This is a genomic window from Alphaproteobacteria bacterium (genome assembly GCA_016870095.1).
Classification (GTDB): Bacteria; Pseudomonadota; Alphaproteobacteria; order Paracaedibacterales; family VGCI01; genus VGCI01.
Genome location: VGCI01000001.1, coordinates 289,433 through 310,719, shown reverse-complemented (window position 1 = coordinate 310,719; position 21,287 = coordinate 289,433). Strand labels below are relative to the sequence as shown.

The window sequence follows — 21,287 nt, the reverse complement described above, 5'->3', positions numbered from 1 at the left end:
ATTGCTAATGATGTTAGATTCTTTTATAAATTGAGGAAAGTTGAAACCCAGGGACAAGCTTATGAACTTCGGACAGTTTCCCGAAACGAGATTACGACGCTTACGCACTCATAGTTGGTTGCGTGATATGGTCCAAGAAACGCAGCTTCATCCTTCTGACCTCATTCTTCCCCTTTTTATTCGCTACCCCGATGGACAAGCGGATATTCCCAGTATGCCAGGTGTACGACGATGGAGCCTTGCAGAGCTTCCTCAGATTATTGAACAAGTCGTTGAAGCTGGTATTCCCGCAATTGACTTGTTTCCCCTAACCCCTCAAGGTCTTAAAACTCCAGATGGGCGAGAAGCCTTTAATCCAGAAAATCTTATTTGCCAAGCCATCCGCGCCATTAAAGAATTAACACCTCTTGTTGGCGTGATAACCGATGTGGCTCTTGATCCCTACACAACTCATGGCCATGATGGTGTCTGGAATGGTCAAACTATTGATAATGATTTGAGTCTTGAATTGTTAGCCAAACAATCTGTTGTACAAGCAGAAGCGGGTGCGGATATTATTGCACCCTCCGATATGATGGATGGCCGCATTGCTGTCATTCGTAAAGCTCTGGATGATCATAATTTTCAAGATAGAGCTATAATGAGCTATGCAGCGAAATATGCTTCGGCTTTTTATGGTCCCTTTCGCGAGGCCGTCGGTGCTGTAAAATTGCCAGGTCAAAATGGACGCCCTGTCGGAGATAAGAAGACGTATCAAATGAATCCAGCTAATGCACAGGAAGCTTTACGAGAAGTCGCTATGGATCTGCAAGAGGGGGCCGACATGGTTATGATCAAACCGGGCCTTCCTTATTTGGATATTATTTCCCGTGTTTCACAAACATTTAAGGTGCCTACATTTGCTTATCATGTTAGTGGAGAATATAGCATGATAAAAGCAGCAGCAGCCAACGGTTGGCTTGATGAACAGGCGGCGTTGCTGGAAACGCTATTATCTTTGAAACGTGCAGGTGCAACGGGAATTTTCACCTATTCTGCTTTGGAAGTAGGTAAAAGACTAAAATCTAATTGAATTTGGGGAACAATAGGAAGTTTAGAATCACTATTTCATTAATCACCCAAAAATATCCCTAAGCCACGAGCTGTGCGAACCATAGCACCGTGGATATCAACCTCTTGAAACTGATTGATCGCATCTTCGATGGGTACATCTTCGACCTGCCGATTATGCCATGCCACCATTCGATCAAATTTTCCTTGCGAAATTAAATCCACAGCATGTACACCAAACGCTGATGCGAGAATGCGATCTTGGGCACACGGCTGCCCGCCACGTTGTACATGACCCAAAGCCATCGCTCGAACTTCAGCCCCTGTGGATTCTGTAATTTTTTCTGCCAAATACGATGAAATACCCCCATAGCGAGCCCTCGTGCCTTCATTGGCTTGGATAACAGGGCTACCATCTTCAGTTTTCACGGCTTCTGCAACAATAATAAGGGCAAAAGTTTTTCCTAAATCAGCAAGAGATGAAATTTTATGGGTAATTTTCTCTAAGGTATAAGGAATTTCAGGTATAAGAATAATATCTGCACCACCCGCAATGCCGGCACTTAAAGCAATATGCCCCGCGTCCCGCCCCATTACCTCAAGAATCATAACGCGTTTATGGCTAGCCGCTGTGGGTTGAAGACGGTCTAAAGCTTCCGTTGCAACCTCAACAGCTGTTGGATAGCCAACTGCACTTTCCGTATGGCCTAAGTCATTATCAATGGTTTTAGGAATGGTCACGAGATTCAAATTTCCCTGCTGAGCCAGTTGCCGCAGGATCCGCATGCTTCCATCCCCCCCAATCCCGATTAAAGCATCAAGACCTAGTTCGTTGTACCCATCTATGAAATCTTGAGAACGATCGGTGCGATTGCCACGGCTATCTGGGAAGCTAAAAGGGTCGTTTTTATTTGTGCTTCCTAGCATCGTGCCGCCACTGCGCATCATCATGCTGTTGCAGGTAGTCAGAGTCAATTCTTGGTAATCTAGTGGTCGAACAATTAATCCTGTCGTACCATTATGAATACCGATCACATGCCAACCATAAGTTTGAATTGCCCGATAGGTAATAGCGCGAATGGCCGCATTTAACCCCGCGCAATCTCCCCCACTGGTTAAAACACCAATTTTTTTAATCAAAATTTTTCTCCCGTGTGGTTTTTATGTACCGTAACATTTTTTTTGAAGGTGTGTTAAGCTTGATTTTGCAAAGCATCATGGGAAATATGGATTTTATCAAAAAGCTTATCTTCCAAGCGATTATAATAATTATTTGATTTTTTTGGAAATTTTCACATGACAACTCTGATTATCGGAATAAGTGGAATCTCCGGGGCTGGGAAAACAACAGTCACTCAAGCTCTGTCAAAAGTTCTAAACGCAACAGCTGTTTTTTGGGATGATTTTGACGAAATTTCTACAAGTCCAGATGATTATGTTGCTTGGCATAACAGTGGGCAGGGATATGAAACTTGGGATTATCCAACTTTAGCTACAACTTTAGATACCTTAAAGAAGGGGAATTGTGTAATCCACCCTGTATTAAATAACGAATTATTCCCCACAAAGTATATTATTTTTGATGCGCCTTTAGGTCGCTTTCACCAACAAACAGGTCATTTCATCGATACATGGATTCATATTGATACGCCCTTAGATGTTGCACTTGCACGACGCACTTTACGAGATTTTAAAAAAGATCCTCGAACGGTAAACCATGTTCTTGAAGATCTTCAATATTATCTTGATCATTCTCGTCCTTTATTCTTTGATACTGCCGAGAAAACGGCTGCGGATTTTGTCGTGGATGGCACATTAAGTATTGAGAAGCAGATAAGATCTATTCGAAATTTTATAGGCAAGTAAAGTAAATACGGGTTATTCCTCACTTGGCTTTCTCCAACCTTCTACCAACTTCCCCCCACTTACTGGCTGATTAACACCCGTTGTGGTTGGAAAACTTGTGGGCAAACCCGCTTTTACACGAACCGCCAGATAAGCAAATGCGAAGGCTTCCAATAAATCTCCATCCCAACCTAGGTCTTCCACACTATCAACAGAATAAGAAGCAAGCGCTCGTAAGCGCTGCATTAAATGTAAATTCCGCCGCCCTCCCCCAGTCACATACAATTTTTGGGGCAATGCAGGCATTTGAGTTAATGCATGGATAATACTTCTGGCCGTTAATTCCACGAGTGTTGCCGCTCCATCAGCGGGAGACATGATTTCAATATCCTTAATAAGGCCGTTAAAATCATTTCGATCTAATGACTTAGGATATGATTTAGCAAAATAAGCCTGTGCAAGCCACTGCTGAACGCAAGCTTCATTTACCTTTCCTTGGGAACTTAATAGACCATTTTCATCATACGGCAGTCCGATAGTCTTTAATGTCCAATCATCCAACAAGGCCCCCCCTGGACCTGTATCACAAGCGATTAAGGGCCAATCTTTTTGCATCCATGTCATATTTGCCACACCGCCCACATTAACAATAGCTATGGGAACTTCAGTTTCGATGAGGGCTCTGTGAAAAATGGGAACCAATGGGGCTCCTTGACCGCCTTGCTTCATATCTTGCGAACGAAAATCATAAATAACATCAACTCCCACTTCTTTTGCGAGAAGTTCTCCGTCACCAATTTGTCGTGTAAAAGGGGGAGCATGAAATATTGTCTGACCATGAAATCCAATGACATCAAAAGACTGGATTTTTTGGGCCTCTTTTACGATCTGAGCTTGAAAAAGAGTCAATTCCCGTTCAATAGATTTGACCTCAAGAGTCATGACATTTTGCCCAAGAATTGAGCGAATTTTTTCTCGCAAAGGCATTGGATAGGGGACCATAAGTCCCTCGCCTATTTTTTTTATCGTCGTGCCATCTGTCTGCAACCACGCAACATCGACGCCGTCTAATGACGTACCACTCATTAATCCTAAGGACCAAATCGGTTCCATTTTGCCATTCCGTTTTAAATGTGATACATCATGTATAATGTCAATTTATTGAATTAATTATTCGTAGTATACCCCGAAAGACCCACGATGAAATCAGAATTTTTGCAAATTATTCAATCCCGCGGTTTTTTCCATCAAGCAACAGACATCGAAACCCTTGACACGCTTATGTCAACCAAAAGTATCACAGGATATATCGGATTTGACATGACAGCAGACAGTCTTCATGTGGGTAGTTTGGTGCAAATTATGATGTTACGCTGGTTGCAAAAAACCGGCCATCGCCCCTTAATCTTACTGGGAGGAGGCACAAGTAAAGTTGGCGACCCTTCCGGTAAAGAGGCAGCTCGCCAAATGTTGGACAATGCGGCCATCCAAAATAACACCATAGGTATTCGAAAATCTTTTGAACCATTTATTGATATGAATCAGGCCATCATGCTCAATAACGATACCTGGCTCAGTACGCTCAATTATATCGAGTTCTTAAGGGATTATGGTCGACACTTTTCCGTAAATCGAATGCTGGCTTTTGATAGTGTGAAGTTGCGCCTAGAACGAGAACAAAATTTAAGCTTTCTAGAATTTAATTATATGATTTTACAAGGATATGATTTTCTTGAATTGTTCCGTCGTCATGACTGTGTCCTTCAAATGGGCGGATCTGATCAATGGGGAAATATTGTCAATGGAATTGAACTGACACGCCGATGTTTAAGTCAACATGTCTATGGACTGACTTCACCCCTTATAACAACTTCAAGTGGAGCAAAAATGGGTAAGACATCTAGTGGTGCTGTTTGGCTCAACACAGATCGCTTGTCCGCCTATGATTATTGGCAATTTTGGCGGAATACGGAAGACGCCGATGTGGGTCGCTACTTACGACTCTTTACGGAACTTCCTCTCGATGAGATTAACCGACTGGAAGCCCTTCAAGGGGCAGAAATTAATGATGCTAAGAAAATTTTGGCTGATCACACCACTGGTCTTGCTCATGGAAATGAATGTTTAACAAACATACATGATACCACAGCCAGTTTGTATGAAAATCAATCTGGCTCTCTTGATAGTCTCCCTACTTTTGAGATTTCCTCAACAGACGTTAACAAAAATATGCTGATCATTGATCTCTTGACTCTGTCAGGATTAGCAGCCAGTAGAGGGGAAGCTCGACGCCTTATTCAGGGTAATGGAGCTCGTTTGAATGATAGGCCAATTTTAGACGAATCTCAAAAAATTATCCCAGAGCTTTTCCAGGACGGAATTTTAAAGTTGTCAGCCGGGAAAAAAAGGCATGTGGTGATAAAATATAATGAATAACTCACTTAAAAGCCTTTAGAAATAAAAAAGCCCCCCTTTATATAAGGGGGGCTTTTCTTAGGAGCATAACCATAAACTAGCCAAAATTCGAAACTGTTTTTACAACTTCTCTCTCTTGAAGGTTCGGAGCAATACCGGCGGTCGTTACTGCGCTCTTTTCAACGCGCTTGGCTTCATCGGATGTCAATTCTCTAAGGACATATCCCCGGCCCCAAACTGTTTCGATATAATCCTCCCCATTTAAGGCTTCAGCCAACTTGCGACGAAGTTTACATATAAATACATCGATAATCTTCAATTCAGGTTCATCCATTCCACCGTAAAGGTGATTTAAAAACATTTCTTTTGTAAGCGTTGTGCCTTTACGTAAAGATAACAACTCAACTATGGCATATTCCTTACCTGTCAGATGAAGAGGTTTGTCATCAACGCTGGCGGTGCGATGTTGCAAGTTCACACTCAACCGACCGGTGCGAATAATAGACTCTGAATGGCCCCGCGAGCGACGAATAATAGCATGAATACGGGCTAGCACTTCTGCTTTATTAAATGGCTTTGTCAAATAGTCATCCGCACCAAACCCAAGGCCACGAACTTTATCATCAATTTCAACTAGGCCAGATACAATTAATATAGGAGTTTTAATTTGAGCTGCTCGTAAGCGACGCAAAACTTCATAACCGTCCATGTCGGGTAAAATTAGGTCCAGAACAATAAGGTCATACTCATATAGTTTACCAATTTCTAGGCCATCTTCCCCTAGATCTGTTGTATCACAAACAAATCCTTCTGAGCGAAGCATCGTTTGCAATGTTTTTGCTGTAGCGGAATCATCTTCGATTAATAGTACTCTCATCAAAACCTCCAAATGATTGAACTGCTAAAATGATCGTAACAAATAATTTTTATTATAACTAATAGAATATTTTTATTTTTTTTCGTATATCTTAACGATTTGTTTACTATTACTCTTAAAGACGGATTTTCTTTTATTATAATTGAATTTAAGGGTTATAATCTTGAAGATCAGTCTAAATTCGCTAGCAAGGTTGCATTCCCACCAGAGGCTGTTGTGTCCTGACAAAATGTCCGCTCAACTGTAAATCTGAGGAGATAATGAGGCCCCCCTGCCTTAGGGCCTGTTCCCGAAAGCCCTTCTCCACCGAAAGGCTGCACACCAACCACGGCTCCTATCATGCTACGATTAACATACAGATTCCCAACTCTCGCTTTTTTGCGAACAAGCTGAATGGTTTCATCAATACGACTGTGGATGCCCAAGGTTAATCCATAACCCGTTGCATTAATTTGATTAATAACCTTATCTAAATCTGTACTCTTGAATCGCACAACATGTAATATAGGGCCAAATACTTCCTCAACCATATGAGAACCATCTGTTAACTCCCAGACTTGAGGGGAAAAGAAGCTGCCCTCTTGATGAGTCTTATCCAATTCCACTTTATAAACGAGCCGTGCTCTATTCTGAAGACTGACTTCATAGGCTTGCAAAGCTTTACGGGCTTCATGATCAATGACAGGGCCCACATCTGTGGACAATAGACTTGGATCTCCAACAGAAAGTTCTGCCATGGCACCTTTAAGCATTTTTAAAAATGCATCCCCAATTTCTTCTTGAATATAAACCAAGCGTAAAGCGGAACAACGCTGGCCTGCACTTTGAAATGAGGAAATGATAACATCTTGAACCACTTGTTCTAGTAAAGCGGAGGAATCAACAATCATTGCATTCATCCCCCCTGTTTCAGCAATTAAGGGAACAATAGGCGCATTGCGGCGGCCAAGAAGTGTTTTTGCAATTGCCTGAGCCACAGCTGTTGAGCCAGTAAACGCAACACCAGCTGTACGTAAATCTGCAATAAGTTCTGCGCCTAAAAGGCTTCCCGAACCTGGTAGAAAATGCAAAACCTCCTTTGGTATTCCCGCTTGATAAGCTAATTTAATAGCCTGGCAAGCAACTAGAGGTGTTTGATGGGCAGGTTTGGCAATTACACAATTTCCTGCAGCCAATGCAGCCGCAACTTGCCCTATAAAAATTGCCAAGGGGAAATTCCAGGGACTAATGCATACAAATACTCCCCGCCCATGAAGAGTTAATTCATTGGTTTCCCCAGTCGGACCTGGAAGGGGAAAAGGAGATTTCATTAATCGTCGCGCTTCACTCGCATAGTATCGACAAAAATCAGCGGCTTCCCGAACTTCTGATAAAGCGTCAGGAACTGTTTTTCCACCCTCATATATCAATAACGACATCAATGCTTCTCGGTGACTTTCAAAAAGATCTCCTAAGCGATCTAACGCTTCTGCCCGAAATTCTGCAGTCGTTGTACTCCAATTCTCAAAAGCATCATTAGCAATCGTCATGGCTTGATTGGCCAACTCAACTGTTGCCTCACCCGCTCGGCCCAAAATTTGAGAATTTATCGCTGGATTTTGTCTCTGAGTAGTCTTACCTGGTTCAATCTTCTTTGACCCCACAAGCGGGGAAGAATTCCAAAGAATCCCTTGAGGGATACTCGCTAAGTGAGCTTCATTTTTAGCATAAAAATCTTGAATATCTGCTAGGTCATAAAAATCAATACCCAGCGCATTCTGCCGTTGAGGTTGCAACAAATCTAAGGGAAGTGGAATCTGTGGGTGTGGAATAATATTAAGACTCCGCGTTTCTTCTACAGGATCAGCAACCAAAGTCTCAATGGGTACAGATGGACTATAAATCTTATGGACAAAAGATGTATTTGCCCCATTTTCAAGCAACCGCCGTACAAGATATGCCAATAAATCTTGATATTCCCCAACAGGTGCATAGATACGACAAGGAATGGCAGGTGACATTCGTTTCATAATTTGGCTGAAAAGCGACTCACCCATTCCATGAAGGCGTTGGAGTTCAAATTCATGGGTAGGTTTAGCCAGCTCTAAAATCGTCGCAACCGTACGTGCATTATGAGTTGCAAACTGCGGATAAATAGCATCGGGTGCTGCCAGCATTTTTTGAGCACATACCTGGTAGGAAACATCTGTAAAAACTTTTCGGGTAAAAACAGAATAGCCTTTCAACCCTTTTTCTTGCGCTCGCTTAATTTCAGCATCCCAATAGGCTCCCTTTACCAAGCGAACACATAAACGTCGTTGGTCTTTTTTGGCCATTTCAATAAGATAATCAATCAGCAGAGGAGAACGCTTTTGATAGGCTTGTACCGCTATTCCTAATCCATTCCACCCCCTTAAATCCTCATGGCCAGACATATACTCAATAACTTCTAGAGATAAATCTAATCTTTCAGATTCTTCTGCATCAATTGTGAGGCCTATCCCCTTCTCTTTAGCGAGTTTTGCAAGACATAAAACTTGAGGAAATAGTTCTTCGCGAATACGCCTAATTTGAGTCAGATCATATCTTGGATGAAGAGCTGAAAGCTTAATAGAAATACTCGGTTGAGAAAAAATAGAACCTTCTGCTTTTGTTTGGCCAATTTTTTCAATAGCTTGAGCATAAGATTGATAATAGCGCTGTGCATCTTCTTTTGTACAAGCCGCTTCACCTAACATGTCATAGGAATAAAGATATGCTTTATTATCAGAAGACTTTGAGCGCTTCAAGGCATCCGTAATGGTTTCTCCCATAACAAACTGATAACCAAGAATTTTCATGGCTTGGGCAATGCTCTTGCGGATGACAGGCTCACTTAATCGTCGAGTCAAGTTACCGATAGCGTCCATAAAACCCTTTTTTTCTAATCCCCAATTCATTAGTTGTTCGGCCGTCGCCAGACCAAAGTTGGTGAGTTTTGCAAATAGTGTTGTTTTCTGTTTGCCGCTTTGAGAGGTATGATTCATCCAATCTATAGATCCAATCTTATCTCGAATCAGGCGAGTCTTTGTTGCCGTATCTGGTACGCGCAACAAGGCTTCTGCCAAACACATTAACACAAGACCCTCTTGACTATTTAACGCATAGGTTTGAAGAAAATTCTCAATACTAAAACTTGACACTTTACTTGCTCGAACGCCTTCGACCAATCTGTACGCTTCCTGCTTAATCTGCAAAGATTGTTCTGGAGTTTGCTGAATTTGATTTAAAAGGTAAGCAACGACTTCTGATTCTTCAAGACGATAAAAATGATTAAAGCGAGAAGGCCGTGCAAAAGGGTAAGAACTAGGGGGTGAATCAGAGTAAAGAGTATCCTCCTCTTTAAGAGATTTTGTGCTCTTAAGCTTTGGTTTCATTCTATTTTCTCCAAACAAGACAACTTAATTAAAAACTCTAGCAAGATTTAAGGCTTCTCCCAACTGGTTTTATGGTTTTCTATGAATTTTTATTGCATAGGAAGCAAAAATATTAAGTTGGCGGGGTGGTCATAGATAAGCTTTTCGCCAAGAGAACAAAATCAGCTACGGTTAACTCTTCCGCTCGAACACAAGGATCCAGCCCTAATTCTATCAACTGGCTTTCCAAAAATAACATCTTCAAACTTGAGCGAATCATTTTTCGCCGTTGTCCGAAGGCCTGGTGAGTAACCCGTTCCATAAAAGGAAAAAGAAGTTTATTTTGGGGAGTTAGGGGTCTGGGAACCAAATGAACAACACTCGATGTAACTTTTGGTGCTGGCATGAAAGCTTTTGGAGACAAGTCAAATAAACGCTGAGCTTCACATAGCCACTGAATTAAAATTGACAATCGACCATAAGATTTTGTTCGCGGTTTCGCAATCAATCTTAAAGCAACCTCTTTTTGAAACATCAATGTCAAAGATACAATGCGATCAAGATTAGAAAGCCACTGAATTAAAAGAGGAGTTCCTATGTTGTAGGGTAAATTCGCAACAATTTTGATGGCTCCGACAGGAATAATGGATTGGGGAGATATTTTAAGGGCATCGCCCTCAATTAGGCTCAGCATTTTTTGGGCAGATTCACCAGACCCCCTTAAATACGCGAGCTGAAGATCCCTCAAAATTTCAACACATCGATGATCTCTCTCAATGGCAACAACTTGAGCTTTTGCTTCAAGTAAAGCCCGTGTCAATCCCCCAGGACCGGGACCAATTTCAAGAACGGTGAGATCTTCGAGATTTCCAGCCGCTTTAACAATGCGGCGTGTCACATCCATATTGAGAAGGAAATTTTGGCCAAGACTTTTTTTAGCTAATAAGCCATGACTCTCGATAACTTCTCGTAAAGAAGGCAGAGAGAAATTATTTCCACTCAACAAAAGCTGCCGACTTCAATTTGGCCATTTCTTGTGCTGCACGCTTACCTAACTTTTCTTGCTCGATTGCAACTGATGCTGTGTCTCGAGTTTGGGCGGGGGGTGGCGCTACTTTTGGCATCGTTTTTGAGCAAACCATTGTCAAAACAAGCCCATTAGGTGTCATGGTAGGCTCCATACATTGTCCTGCCTTTGTCTTATGGACTAAAGACTTCAAGGCAGTTGGCAATTGTCCCAACTTAACCGTACGATTTTCTTCAATTTTTGCCCCAAAACCTTGAGCGGCTTTTACGAAAGAACTACATCCTTTTGCTTTTTGAGTTTCCTCGATCTTTGGCCCCAGAAGTATCATCATTTCCTCTGGAGAATCTGGCTTAAGATCAAAAACCACCTGACATAAAGTAATATTCATGTGCTCCACAGGTTGTTCCTCAATTTTTACATCCTTGGATTGGGAGAGGAACTTGTCGACTTCCTTATCGGCTATATGAACCAATGGACCATACACTTCGCGAATATAACGACCCCAGGCCATCTGTGCACGAAGTCTTGTTAACATTGTTTGCTTAGAGATGCCATTTGTTTTAAGCATTTTGACCATGGCATCTAACGACATATTATTATCCTTGGCTAAATTCTCCAGGGCTTTTTCAACTTCCGCATCCTCCACCTTAATATTTTTTGATTTAGCGGCTTGAAGTTGGAGAAGTTCATCAACCATCCCTTGAATAATTTGTTTGCGAACAGGGGCAGGAATGGTACTCGTAACCGGTTGCGCGGCGCTCAAATTGGTCAAACGTAATCTCTCGTCTACGTCGGAAGCGGTAATTGCATCCTTATTTACAATCACAATAATGCTTGATGTTTTTTCTTTTAGACCAATAGCAAAGCTTGGTAACAAGCTGAAGCCCGTTAAGATTAATAAGCCTAATAACTTCATTCTCTCTTATCCTCTAATTGACACACTTTTAAAATCTTAGGCCATTGCCTTTGTTCATTGTTTTATAGTAAACCTGGTAAAAGATCTATTCATGTTTTTTAGCCAGTTGAATAATATATAAGTTATTCAATGTTCAGATGCTAGGAATATATTAATAAAATGCTTATTTTGAAAGCATTTTTGGCAAAAACTTCTTAGATTTAAGGCATCTAGGTTTGATAAAGAGTGCTGATTCAGTGACGAAATATATGCCACCCCCCTTCTCAAGAAGTTTAACTTACCTCAAACTAATTAACTTTAAACAGAAAAAAATGATGGTTTTTGTTTGGAGCGCTTCTTTATGAGTTTGGTTACGCGCCATATATTTAAATATTTATTGACGAGCTTAGCTTTTCTCACGACGGTATTAACAACAGGTGTATGGCTCACTCAGTCGTTACGATTTGTGGACATAATTGTCAATCAAAATGTCTCAATTGGAGGTTATTTTACTCTTGTTGGTTTTCTCATCCCAGACTTGATTGCCATCGTACTCCCCATTTGTATCCTCATCAGCGTTTTATTTACTTACAATAAGCTTATTACAGACCATGAACTTAGCATTTTTCGGAGTTGTGGGCTAAGTAATTGGCGGTTGGCGCGCCCTGCTCTCATTTTAGCATTTTTCACCGCAATTTCTGTTGGATTTATAAATATCTACTTTGTGCCCATATCTTTTCGTAATCTAAGAGACATGGAACATAAGTTGCGCAATGAATTCTCCTCAAGTTTCGTTCAAGATGGAATGTTTAACACTTTAAGAGGTGTAACAGTTTATGCAAAAACGCGCTCCGTAAATGGTGACTTAGGCGGCGTATTTATTCATAGTATTGGCCAAAATTCTTCCTCTTCTCGAGCCAAGAAAAATCCATTTACGATCATTTCCAAACATGGAGCCATTATCGAAAAAGATGGGAAAAAGTCACTGCTCATGTTACTGAATGGGACACGTCAAGAAAAAGATGAGAGCACAGGAAAAGTTAGTTTTTTTCATTTTAAGACCTTAAACTATGATTTAGATCAGCTTGCATCTAACCTCCAAGAACGTATCATCAAGCCCTATGAACGCTCTCTTAGTCATCTTTTAGACCCGCCAGATAAAGCAACTCTTTCCCCAGCAATAAGGGCACAACTATACGCTGAAGGTCACCAGCGCCTTCTGCCCCCCTTATTAGTTTTGTTGTTTTCTCTTGTCGGCTCAAGTGCTCTCTTGTCTCAAGAACTAAACCGTCGGGGTCGTCAGAAACGCATTGGATTCGCTATCGGGATAGCCATTTGTATTAACATTGGTTTGATTGCGCTCATCAATATGAATGGTCGTTGGCCTTTAACGATTCCTCTAGCCTATTTCAGCGTAATTTTAATTGGGATCACTTCCCTAATTATTCTAGAAAAACAGACATTTAAAATATGGTGGAATGGATTTGTTTTCAGAAAAGGTTTCCCCATCCCTGTGAGCAAAGAGGCTGCCGAATGAGCTATCTTTTTTCAACACTTAATACCTATTTTTGCCGCGTTTTTTTTCTCTGGTTTGGAACATGTACGGCCATAATAGGAACCATTATATCTCTGTTTGAGGGTACGGAGCTTGTTCGACGCTCCATGGGTAAACCTTACATCCAGTTGTCCATTATTCTAGAAATGATTATTTTAAAACTCCCCAACCATTTCCAAACTTTAATGCCCTTTATTGTTCTTTCTGCAACAATGATCACTTTTTATCGACTCAATCATACCCAAGAAATTGTCGCAGCTCGTACCGCTGGTCTATCCATTTGGCAACTTTTAAAGGGTCTTATGGCCTGTATGCTTACATTTGGTTTGTTACAACTCATCATACTAAACCCTTTTAGTGCCGCGATGAGTAAACGCTACATGAATCTTGATGCTCTTTATTTTGCTGGAACAAGTGGTCGTATTTCTATTTCAGAAGAAGGGTTGTGGTTGCGAGAAATTACCCCAGACAGACAGAGTATCATTCACACCACTTACGTCCAACCCCAAACAAAAACCTTTAGGAAAGTTACTTTCCATAATTTTCTGCCCGACGGCTCTTATAAAGCACGTATTGATGCGGATTCAGCGATATTACATCGCGGTTATTGGGAGCTAAATAATACAACAGTGTGGGAAGGTCAAGAAGGGACTTCCACAAAGAATCTCACAATGAAAATTCCTACATCTTTAACAATTGAAAAAATTCAAGATAACAATACCGACCCCGAAACAATCTCATTTTGGTCTTTACCAAAATTTATAGATATTCTTGATAGATCGGGTCTCTCTAGCGTTACTTATCGTGTTTATTGGCATGGTCAAATTGCAAAATTAGGTATGATGTTGTCAATGATTTTACTTGCAGCAACCTTTGGCATTCGCCCCATCCGGCAAAGAGGCACTTTCATGTACATTACCTTTGGTATTGGCAGTGGTTTTGTACTCTACTTTCTCAACGATATTGTCTATGCTTTAGGTGTCGGCGGCCAAATTCCAATACTTTTAGCGGCTTGGGCTCCTACACTGATTATGGCTTTATTGAGTCTTTCTTTCCTTTTACACCTTGAAGATGGTTAAAACATCATGAGTATTTATTCTCGTTTTTTCTCCGTATTTGTGATCTTCAATTTGCTATTGTTGACGCTTCTCTCAACTGCGTCCACAACATCTGGTAGGAAAAAAAATGAAGTTACTAACAAGCTAAATGCTTTTAAAAATGATGAAGACTCATTAGCTACACTTGATGAGAAGCCCCCCATTATATTAAATGCAGAAAAAATCGACTACAATCAAGAAACTCATATCGTCAATGCCACGGGCAATGTACAGGTCGTCCAAGGTAATCGCACTCTTCGTGCCCATAAAGTTATTTACAATAAAAAAACAGGGCAAATGTCTGCCTATGGGAACGTGTGCTTAAGAGAAACCGAGAGAAGAAAGCTTTCAGCAAACTCTCTCGTTCAAGCTCACAATGAATTTTTGAGTCATCAAGATTATGTTCTCAATAGATTAATGCAAAGTGGCACTATTGTTTCCAATCCATTAAATTTACCTCAACTGGGAAAGCAAATAAATTATTCTTCACTTTCTCTAGAGGAACAAAACAATCTTGCTGTTTCCAACTATAATCTTCTGTTTTTTTCCTCTGCTGAATTTTCAAATGAGTTACAAGATGCAACAATTGAAAATGCTAAGGTATTAACAGCTGATGACGCCCGAATAGCAGCAAATTTTGCGAGACGTATCCAGGGAAAGAAAACTATTTTTCGTCAAGCTGTTTATAGTCCTTGTAATGTTTGTAAAATTAATCCGAAGAAAATGCCACTTTGGCAATTAAAAGCTGACAAAATCATTCATAGCAAAACGGATCAAATCATCATTTATCACCATGCTCGCCTTGAAATATCAGGTGTTCCTGTATTTTATTTACCCTACTTTCGTCATGCGGACGGAACGGTAAAACGGAAAACAGGCTTTTTAATGCCGGCTTATGGCTCTATATCAGATCTTGGTCTCATCGTTAGCACCCCCTTTTATTATGATATCGCTCCAAATCGTGATCTTACACTTTCCCCCATAATCACAACAAAGCAAGGACCCATCATGGTTGCTGAATATCGCCATCGTTTTCGAGATGGTGATTTTACCGCCAGCACAAGCTACACACAAACCCGTGATTTAAAACACATTACAAAGGGCTCAAAGTTACCAGGAAAAGATCGTTGGCATATCTATACTCAAGGACGATTTGAACTTAATGATGAAAGTGTTGCAACTTTTGATATTAATCGCGCAAGTGATACGACATATCTACGGCGCTATCCTATCTTTCCTCAAGGTTTTCGTCTAAAATATCCAACAAAAAACATGGCCAGCACAGCTTCCTTAGAGCAATTTCAAGACCACAATTACGCCGTGGTTCGTGCAACTGTATTCCAAACTGACAATCCAAATACAACCCCCTATCTCCTTCCTCATGCCTGGTATAATTATCAAACAGATCCGGGACAGTGGAACGGAATATGGAATTTTGATGCAAACCTTCTCTCTCTAGGGCGGCGTCGAGATACTCCCGGACAAAATGCCCGTCATATGCAAAGATTATCCCTCACAGGCGGTTGGCGGGTTCCCTATGTAACATCTACCGGACATATTTGGGCATTAAATATGACTTTGCGCAGTGATTCTTATGCCCTTGAACACTACCAACCTGCAAGGAACAAACCTGTGCTTTCCTCAACCTTTAAAGGGCGATTTTTTCCTACAGCTTCAGCTCAGTGGCGTTACCCTTTAATCAAGCGTCTCAGTTACTCAGATTGGGTTCTCGAACCTACAGCAATGATTGTGGGTACAACACGCGTCAATAATTCTTCTATTCCCAATGAAGATTCGTTGAATGTGCAAATTGAAGATACATCCCTATTCTTAGCTCAACGATTTTCTGGATTGGACCGTGTGGATACGGGAGGGAGATTTATATATGGAGGAAATTCCACTTGGTTTTTCCCTGAGAAACGCTTAATTCAAATTTTCTTGGGCCAAAGCATTCGCCTCGATAAACATCAAGTTTTACCGAGTCGTTTCTGTGGTGAAGATAAACGAGCTTCCGATATTGTCAGCCGCTTACGTGTCAATCCTATACAGAGCATTCAAATACTTAATCGCATGGCAATGGATAAGAACCGATTGCGCCCGCGTATTTCGGATACATCTGCAATTTTTGGCAAAAAATTACTAATTTTCCAATTAAATCATACATATGTAAACAAAAAATCGACCGTCAATGATGTAGGTATTTCTCAAGCAACGTGGATTGTTGGTTCCAACCCGGTGGAACATTGGAGTTTTTCCCTTGGAGAAACACGGAACTTAAAAAAGCATCAACGAGGAGCCTTATCGCATACGGTTTCTGCTCTTTATCACGATGAATGTTTTCGCATGACTTTAAGTGCTTTTAAAACGCGCTCATTAGACAGAGACATTCGTCCCAATTCTGGCTTCATAGTGCAATTTGATTTCAAGAATTTAGGATCCATTGACCCTCTTGGCACTTTGGGGATCAATGCCAATAATTTACTCTAGGTATTTGACGATGCGTCTTGCCCTTTATCAGCCAGAAATTCCCCAGAATACAGGAACATTAATGCGATTATGTGCTTGTATGGGCCTTCACCTTGATATTATACACCCGTGCGGATTTGTATTTGATGATCGTCGTTTGCGACGAGCAGGTATGGATTATGCCGATATCGCAACGGTTCAGCATCACACAACTTGGGATAATTTTTATGAATGGACACAAGCTGTAAATCACAGAATTATACTTTTAGATGCCCAAGCTGAAATGCCCTATACAGATTTCTCGTTTCATTCGAATGATATTTTATTAATGGGACAAGAAAGCTCAGGGGTTCCTGAAGATATATTTCACCTTATTCCCCAACGTCTTCTTATTCCTATGGTACCCCACTGTCGATCCTTAAATGTTTCTTTGGCAGCTGCGATGGTTGTTGGAGAGGGTATGCGTCAATTGAATACACATCAATAATGGAGATAACAAATGACAACCATTGACCAAAAAATAAAACTGCATACTTGGTTTTCAAGCTTACAGGGACGAATTTGTGCTTTGTTAGAGGAAATAGAAGATGAAGCTGTAACGCTTAATTTACCCCCAAAATACTTAGACGCAGGTCGTTTTTCTCGAGAAAACTGGAAGCGCAAAAGTGCTCTTCACCCTGATGAAGACTTAGGGGGAGGAACAATGGCAATACTCAAAGGACGTGTTTTTGAAAAAGCTGGGGTCAATATTTCAACGGTTTATGGAGAATTTTCTCCTCAATTTGCCAAAGAGATTCCGGGAGCAACAGATGACCCTCGATTTTGGGCCAGTGGCATTTCCTTAGTTATACATCCCCTTAATCCCTTTATTCCTGCTATTCATTTGAATACGCGGCATATTGTTACCACACATTCCTGGTTTGGGGGAGGCTCTGACCTCACGCCAACTTTTGAATTTGACCAAGATACAACGGATTTTCACAATGCATATCGCACTGCGTGTGATGCTCATAATCCGGATTATTACCCTCGGTTCAAAGCTTGGTGTGATGAATATTTTTATTTACCTCATCGTAAAGAACCCCGCGGGATTGGGGGAATTTTTTATGATCAATTATCAAGTGGAAATACTTCAGCTGACTTTGAGAAAGATTTTGCTTTCACACGAGATGTTGGAGAAGCTTTCTTAACCATTTATCCCGCCTTAGTGCGCCGTCATATGCACAAACCTTGGTCAGAAGCTGATAAACAAAAACAAATGATTAAGCGTGGCCGATACGTTGAGTTCAATCTTCTTTACGATCGAGGAACACATTTTGGTCTTAAAACTGACGGAAATATTGATGCAATTCTCATGTCTTTACCGCCAATGGTCAGTTGGACTTGATTTTTTTAAATAATTATCTTTTATACCCTATAGGCGCATTAAAGGAGTATACTTTAAAAATAAACCATAAAATGTTGAATTAGATAAATGATTTTAAAGCAAATACAAATATTGTTCGTCATTATACTTCTCATTTTCCCTTCTGTTGTGAGAGCGATGGAGTGTGAAGAAGATAGTAATACTCCTCGTCTAACCGTTAAAGAAATTGTTCTCCATAATATAAATGGGAGTCTTTGCGATAATGGGACTGAAGGTAAGGGAAAAAAATTCCATGTTCAACTCGGTTTTTTTCTGCTTAAACAAACATCCGGCAAATCAATGGCAAGTTCCAATATAATAACCATTAATCCGGGGGAGAAAAAAACTATTGTTATTCCCGTGCTTCCCTTGTGGCCATGCAGGGATAGTCAAGCCAATCAGGGGCTTGTTTTTTATAATCAAATAGATTCGAATGAGGTATTTCTTAAAGTCATCTGGTCAACAGGTGATCTTTTAAATGACAGCCCTCTACAATCTGTTCTTATAAGGCCTTTTTTCTCTAATAATTCAATGAAACAGACTAATATGAGACGGTCCCATCATAGCGAGCACTTACTATCCTCTTGCACATGGTTTCGGCTTAAAGAAGCAACGACTATCCAAATAGATGTGGGCACAAGCCAGATAGGTAATGAAAATTACCCAATTGTAAAATTTTTACAAAAGGATGAAGACCATAAAGACGGTGGATAAGAAAAGTGAATATAAAATAACCATTAATCGATATTTTCAATAAGACTTGACAATATATGGCAATACCATAATTATAGCAGCAATAAACTTGATTATCTCAATTTATCCCTTCCCTACCGTTTACATGAATTGGCACATTCTGCCGTTATCCTAATTTTATAAATTATAGAAAGCTATTTAAATGCCTCGCTTCTTTTTACCCCTTATTATTTTGTCTATTGTCGCTTGCTGTATAGAAGTAGATATTTCAGTCCCTAGTTTTCCAGATATGGCTCATTATTTCAATGTTTCAGGTGACATCATTCAGATGACCATTGCCTATAATTTACTAGGATTTGGAATAGGAGCGCTTGCCTATGGTCCATTATCTGATAGTTATGGTCGCAGGCCTATTATGCTTTGGGGAAATGGCATTTTACTCATTGGCGCTGTGGGATGTGTTATTGCCCCTTCTATCCCCTTTTTACTTGCTACCCGTTTTCTGCAAGGTATTGGTGCCGCCGCTTCCGCTGTTGTTGCATTTGCCATGATTGCCGATGTTTACCCAGGAAAAGAAAAATCCGCGGCCCTCTTAGGGATTATGAATGCTGTCTTCACGGGTATTATGGCTTTTGCCCCCCTATTAGGAGGATTTATCAATGAAGCCGTTAGTTGGCGTGGTAACTATGGTGTTGTTGCTCTCATTTGTCTTGTGTCTTGGATTTTTCTTGTCTTCACACTCCCAGAAACTAAAAAATCTCAAGAACCTTTCCGCCCTCAAAAAATTGGTCTAGACTACATCCAATTGCTTACAAATTTTCCATTTTTTTGTGCCTCTATAGTGCCCAGCATGCTTTACGGCATTTATTTGTCCTTTATTGCTCAAGCTTCATTTCTTTACACGGAAACATTCCAGCTTTCTGTAATGGAATATGTTTTTCATCAAGCGGTCATTCTTATCACCTTTGCAGTGGTGAGTTTATTTTCGGGAAAAATTACTCACAAAATTGGAGCTAGAAAAAGTGTAAACCTAGGAATGCTTATCTCACTCGTCGGGTCAGTGGCTCTCGTAGGATCATCCATTATGTTTCCCACTTCACCCATTTTGACAACTCTTTTTATGAGCCTTGTTTGTTTGGGGTCGGCCATTTCCTACCCCGTAATTTTTGGAGCTTCACTTGAGATTTTTCCTGAAATCAAGGGAACATCTTCCTCACTCATCATGAGTATGCGATCACTGGTTTGTTTTGGCATGGTAGCCGTAACAGGTTATTGCTATAATGGTCATTCCTTACGCATTGCTCTTCTGGTTTTGATGATCTTTGGACTCAGTACTCTTTTTACTCTATTCCTTTTGAAATCTAATATTTTTAAGGGAGGAGATACTGCGGACACAAACCATTCTTTAGAGCAAAATTTGATGGGGTCTTATCAAAAGGCACATCATTAAAATAACTCTGGTGAAATAAAAAACACCATTCACATTGAGTCCGAAAGAAACTCTGTGCTAAAAAAAGATATTCCGTTAACGTTTAAGGGTAGAAATTTTATGAGCCAAGGCTTACAAAGCTGGAAAGACGAGATCAATCACTGTCAATCATTGAAAGATCTAGAAGATGTACGCCTTCGTCTTTTGGGCAAATCCGGTGAAATTACACAAATGCTTAAGACATTGGGAACTTTGGATGCCGAACAACGGCGGGAAAAAGGTGCCGAGATTAACCAGGTGAAGGATGGGATACTCTTATGTTTAGAAGAAAAACGTATTCATCTTGCGGCCCATGCTCTAACAGATAAATTAGCAAAAGAAGCTGTAGACATTACCTTGTCACCAAGACCCGAAGCTATCGGCACTCTGCACCCCCTCACCCGAACCATTGAAGAAGTTTCTGCCTATTTTGCAAAAGCTGGTTTTACCGTTGCAGAAGGCTCCGACATTGAGGATGAGGAACATAACTTTACTGCCTTGAATATCCCCGCTCATCACCCGGCTCGACAATCCCATGATACATTTTATTTAAATGGTGTGGATCGTTTGCTTCGAACCCAAACATCTCCTATTCAAATCCGAACAATGAAATCAACCCAGCCACCCATTCGCATTTTGTGTATGGGTCGTGTATATCGGTCTGATTTTGATGCAACCCATACCCCTATGTTTCATCAGTTAGAAGTGTTGGTAGTCGATAAAGGAATCCACATGGGTCATTTGAAAAGCACCTTAAGTGGTTTCTTGAGTCATTTCTTTGAAATTGATGACCTACCCATGCGCTTTCGTCCTAGCTTTTTTCCCTTCACCGAACCATCAGCTGAAGTGGATATTCAATGTTCTCGAGAAGGGGGCACATTAAAAATTGGAGAAGGAAAAGGATGGTTAGAAATTCTAGGCTGTGGCATGGTTCACCCTAAAGTCCTTCTCAACTGTGGAATTGATCCTGAAGAATATCAGGGTTTTGCATGGGGGATGGGATTAGATCGAATTGCAATGTTAAAATATGGCTTACCAGATTTACGTCCATTTTTTGAAGGAGATACGCGGTGGTTAAAGCACTATGGATTTTCTCCCTATTTTGCGCCAGGAGCGTAAC

At 40.7% G+C, this 21,287-nt stretch carries 17 protein-coding genes; 11 read left to right on the top strand and 6 right to left on the bottom strand.

Annotation, left to right across the window (positions count from 1 at the left end; genetic code table 11):
- Positions 1–61: 61 nt before the first annotated feature.
- On the top strand, positions 62–1,072 hold the full coding sequence (gene hemB / locus FJX03_01390) for a porphobilinogen synthase (protein MBM3632350.1): 1,011 nt from the start codon (positions 62–64) through the stop codon (positions 1,070–1,072).
- Positions 1,073–1,110: 38 nt separating this feature from the next.
- On the opposite strand, the gene FJX03_01385 is transcribed toward hemB, so the two are convergent.
- Entirely contained in the window at positions 1,111–2,190 is a 1,080-nt protein-coding gene (locus FJX03_01385) for an ATP-dependent 6-phosphofructokinase (protein ID MBM3632349.1), read from the bottom strand.
- 156 nt (positions 2,191–2,346) lie between these two features.
- On the opposite strand from FJX03_01385, the gene FJX03_01380 reads away from it, so the two are divergent.
- The gene (locus FJX03_01380) at positions 2,347–2,916 is read left to right on the top strand and encodes a uridine kinase (protein MBM3632348.1); all 570 of its coding nucleotides are present in this window, start codon (positions 2,347–2,349) and stop codon (positions 2,914–2,916) included.
- A gap of 12 nt (positions 2,917–2,928) precedes the next feature.
- Here the strand turns inward: FJX03_01380 and FJX03_01375 are convergent, their stop codons facing one another.
- A complete protein-coding gene (locus tag FJX03_01375) occupies positions 2,929–3,999 on the bottom strand; it encodes an anhydro-N-acetylmuramic acid kinase (GenBank protein ID MBM3632347.1) in 1,071 nt (356 codons plus the stop codon).
- A 96-nt stretch (positions 4,000–4,095) separates the two neighbouring features.
- On the opposite strand from FJX03_01375, the gene FJX03_01370 reads away from it, so the two are divergent.
- Positions 4,096–5,331 (top strand): tyrosine--tRNA ligase, encoded by a 1,236-nt coding sequence (locus tag FJX03_01370; protein MBM3632346.1) that lies wholly within the window; start codon positions 4,096–4,098, stop codon positions 5,329–5,331.
- A 76-nt stretch (positions 5,332–5,407) separates the two neighbouring features.
- On the opposite strand, the gene FJX03_01365 is transcribed toward FJX03_01370, so the two are convergent.
- The 4 genes from FJX03_01365 to FJX03_01350 form a co-directional block, all read right to left on the bottom strand.
- Positions 5,408–6,187, bottom strand: coding sequence for a response regulator transcription factor (locus FJX03_01365; GenBank protein ID MBM3632345.1), 780 nt, complete (start codon positions 6,185–6,187; stop codon positions 5,408–5,410).
- 170 nt (positions 6,188–6,357) lie between these two features.
- Entirely contained in the window at positions 6,358–9,582 is a 3,225-nt protein-coding gene (gene putA, locus FJX03_01360; protein ID MBM3632344.1) for a bifunctional proline dehydrogenase/L-glutamate gamma-semialdehyde dehydrogenase PutA, read from the bottom strand.
- Positions 9,583–9,694: 112 nt separating this feature from the next.
- Positions 9,695–10,564 carry a 16S rRNA (adenine(1518)-N(6)/adenine(1519)-N(6))-dimethyltransferase RsmA gene (gene rsmA, locus FJX03_01355; protein MBM3632343.1) on the bottom strand — a complete coding sequence of 290 codons (870 nt, stop codon included), beginning with the start codon at positions 10,562–10,564 and terminating at the stop codon, positions 9,695–9,697.
- Positions 10,551–11,504 (bottom strand): hypothetical protein, encoded by a 954-nt coding sequence (locus tag FJX03_01350; GenBank protein ID MBM3632342.1) that lies wholly within the window; start codon positions 11,502–11,504, stop codon positions 10,551–10,553. The genes rsmA and FJX03_01350 overlap by 14 nt, the downstream gene beginning before the upstream one ends.
- Before the next feature lie 340 nt (positions 11,505–11,844).
- On the opposite strand from FJX03_01350, the gene FJX03_01345 reads away from it, so the two are divergent.
- The 8 genes from FJX03_01345 (at position 11,845) to pheS (ending at position 21,286) form a co-directional block, all read left to right on the top strand.
- Positions 11,845–13,020, top strand: a complete 1,176-nt coding sequence (locus tag FJX03_01345; protein ID MBM3632341.1) for a YjgP/YjgQ family permease — start codon at positions 11,845–11,847, stop codon at positions 13,018–13,020.
- Complete coding sequence (gene lptG, locus FJX03_01340) at positions 12,954–14,117, top strand: LPS export ABC transporter permease LptG (GenBank protein ID MBM3632340.1); 1,164 nt, start codon at positions 12,954–12,956, stop codon at positions 14,115–14,117. The genes FJX03_01345 and lptG overlap by 67 nt, the downstream gene beginning before the upstream one ends.
- A 6-nt stretch (positions 14,118–14,123) precedes the next feature.
- Positions 14,124–16,622 (top strand): LPS-assembly protein LptD, encoded by a 2,499-nt coding sequence (locus FJX03_01335; protein MBM3632339.1) that lies wholly within the window; start codon positions 14,124–14,126, stop codon positions 16,620–16,622.
- Positions 16,623–16,632: 10 nt separating this feature from the next.
- Positions 16,633–17,088, top strand: a complete 456-nt coding sequence (locus FJX03_01330) for a tRNA (cytidine(34)-2'-O)-methyltransferase (GenBank protein ID MBM3632338.1) — start codon at positions 16,633–16,635, stop codon at positions 17,086–17,088.
- Positions 17,089–17,100: 12 nt separating this feature from the next.
- The gene (gene hemF, locus FJX03_01325) at positions 17,101–17,988 is read left to right on the top strand and encodes an oxygen-dependent coproporphyrinogen oxidase (GenBank protein MBM3632337.1); all 888 of its coding nucleotides are present in this window, start codon (positions 17,101–17,103) and stop codon (positions 17,986–17,988) included.
- 87 nt (positions 17,989–18,075) lie between these two features.
- The gene (locus FJX03_01320) at positions 18,076–18,720 is read left to right on the top strand and encodes a hypothetical protein (protein MBM3632336.1); all 645 of its coding nucleotides are present in this window, start codon (positions 18,076–18,078) and stop codon (positions 18,718–18,720) included.
- A gap of 181 nt (positions 18,721–18,901) precedes the next feature.
- Entirely contained in the window at positions 18,902–20,149 is a 1,248-nt protein-coding gene (locus FJX03_01315; protein MBM3632335.1) for a multidrug effflux MFS transporter, read from the top strand.
- A 99-nt stretch (positions 20,150–20,248) separates the two neighbouring features.
- Entirely contained in the window at positions 20,249–21,286 is a 1,038-nt protein-coding gene (gene pheS / locus FJX03_01310) for a phenylalanine--tRNA ligase subunit alpha (GenBank protein MBM3632334.1), read from the top strand.
- Position 21,287 lies beyond the last annotated feature (1 nt).

Bases quoted from the DNA above. Each gene is read 5' to 3' on its own strand.
- hemB (MBM3632350.1), top strand. From the start codon at position 62: ATGAACTTCGGACAGTTTCCCGAAACGAGATTACGACGCTTACGCACT.
- FJX03_01380 (MBM3632348.1), top strand. From the start codon at position 2,347: ATGACAACTCTGATTATCGGAATAAGTGGAATCTCCGGGGCTGGGAAA.
- FJX03_01370 (MBM3632346.1), top strand. From the start codon at position 4,096: ATGAAATCAGAATTTTTGCAAATTATTCAATCCCGCGGTTTTTTCCAT.
- FJX03_01365 (MBM3632345.1), bottom strand. From the start codon at position 6,187: ATGAGAGTACTATTAATCGAAGATGATTCCGCTACAGCAAAAACATTG.
- putA (MBM3632344.1), bottom strand. From the start codon at position 9,582: ATGAAACCAAAGCTTAAGAGCACAAAATCTCTTAAAGAGGAGGATACT.
- FJX03_01350 (MBM3632342.1), bottom strand. From the start codon at position 11,504: ATGAAGTTATTAGGCTTATTAATCTTAACGGGCTTCAGCTTGTTACCA.
- FJX03_01345 (MBM3632341.1), top strand. From the start codon at position 11,845: ATGAGTTTGGTTACGCGCCATATATTTAAATATTTATTGACGAGCTTA.
- lptG (MBM3632340.1), top strand. From the start codon at position 12,954: ATGGTGGAATGGATTTGTTTTCAGAAAAGGTTTCCCCATCCCTGTGAG.
- FJX03_01335 (MBM3632339.1), top strand. From the start codon at position 14,124: ATGAGTATTTATTCTCGTTTTTTCTCCGTATTTGTGATCTTCAATTTG.
- FJX03_01330 (MBM3632338.1), top strand. From the start codon at position 16,633: ATGCGTCTTGCCCTTTATCAGCCAGAAATTCCCCAGAATACAGGAACA.
- hemF (MBM3632337.1), top strand. From the start codon at position 17,101: ATGACAACCATTGACCAAAAAATAAAACTGCATACTTGGTTTTCAAGC.
- FJX03_01320 (MBM3632336.1), top strand. From the start codon at position 18,076: ATGATTTTAAAGCAAATACAAATATTGTTCGTCATTATACTTCTCATT.
- FJX03_01315 (MBM3632335.1), top strand. From the start codon at position 18,902: ATGCCTCGCTTCTTTTTACCCCTTATTATTTTGTCTATTGTCGCTTGC.
- pheS (MBM3632334.1), top strand. From the start codon at position 20,249: ATGAGCCAAGGCTTACAAAGCTGGAAAGACGAGATCAATCACTGTCAA.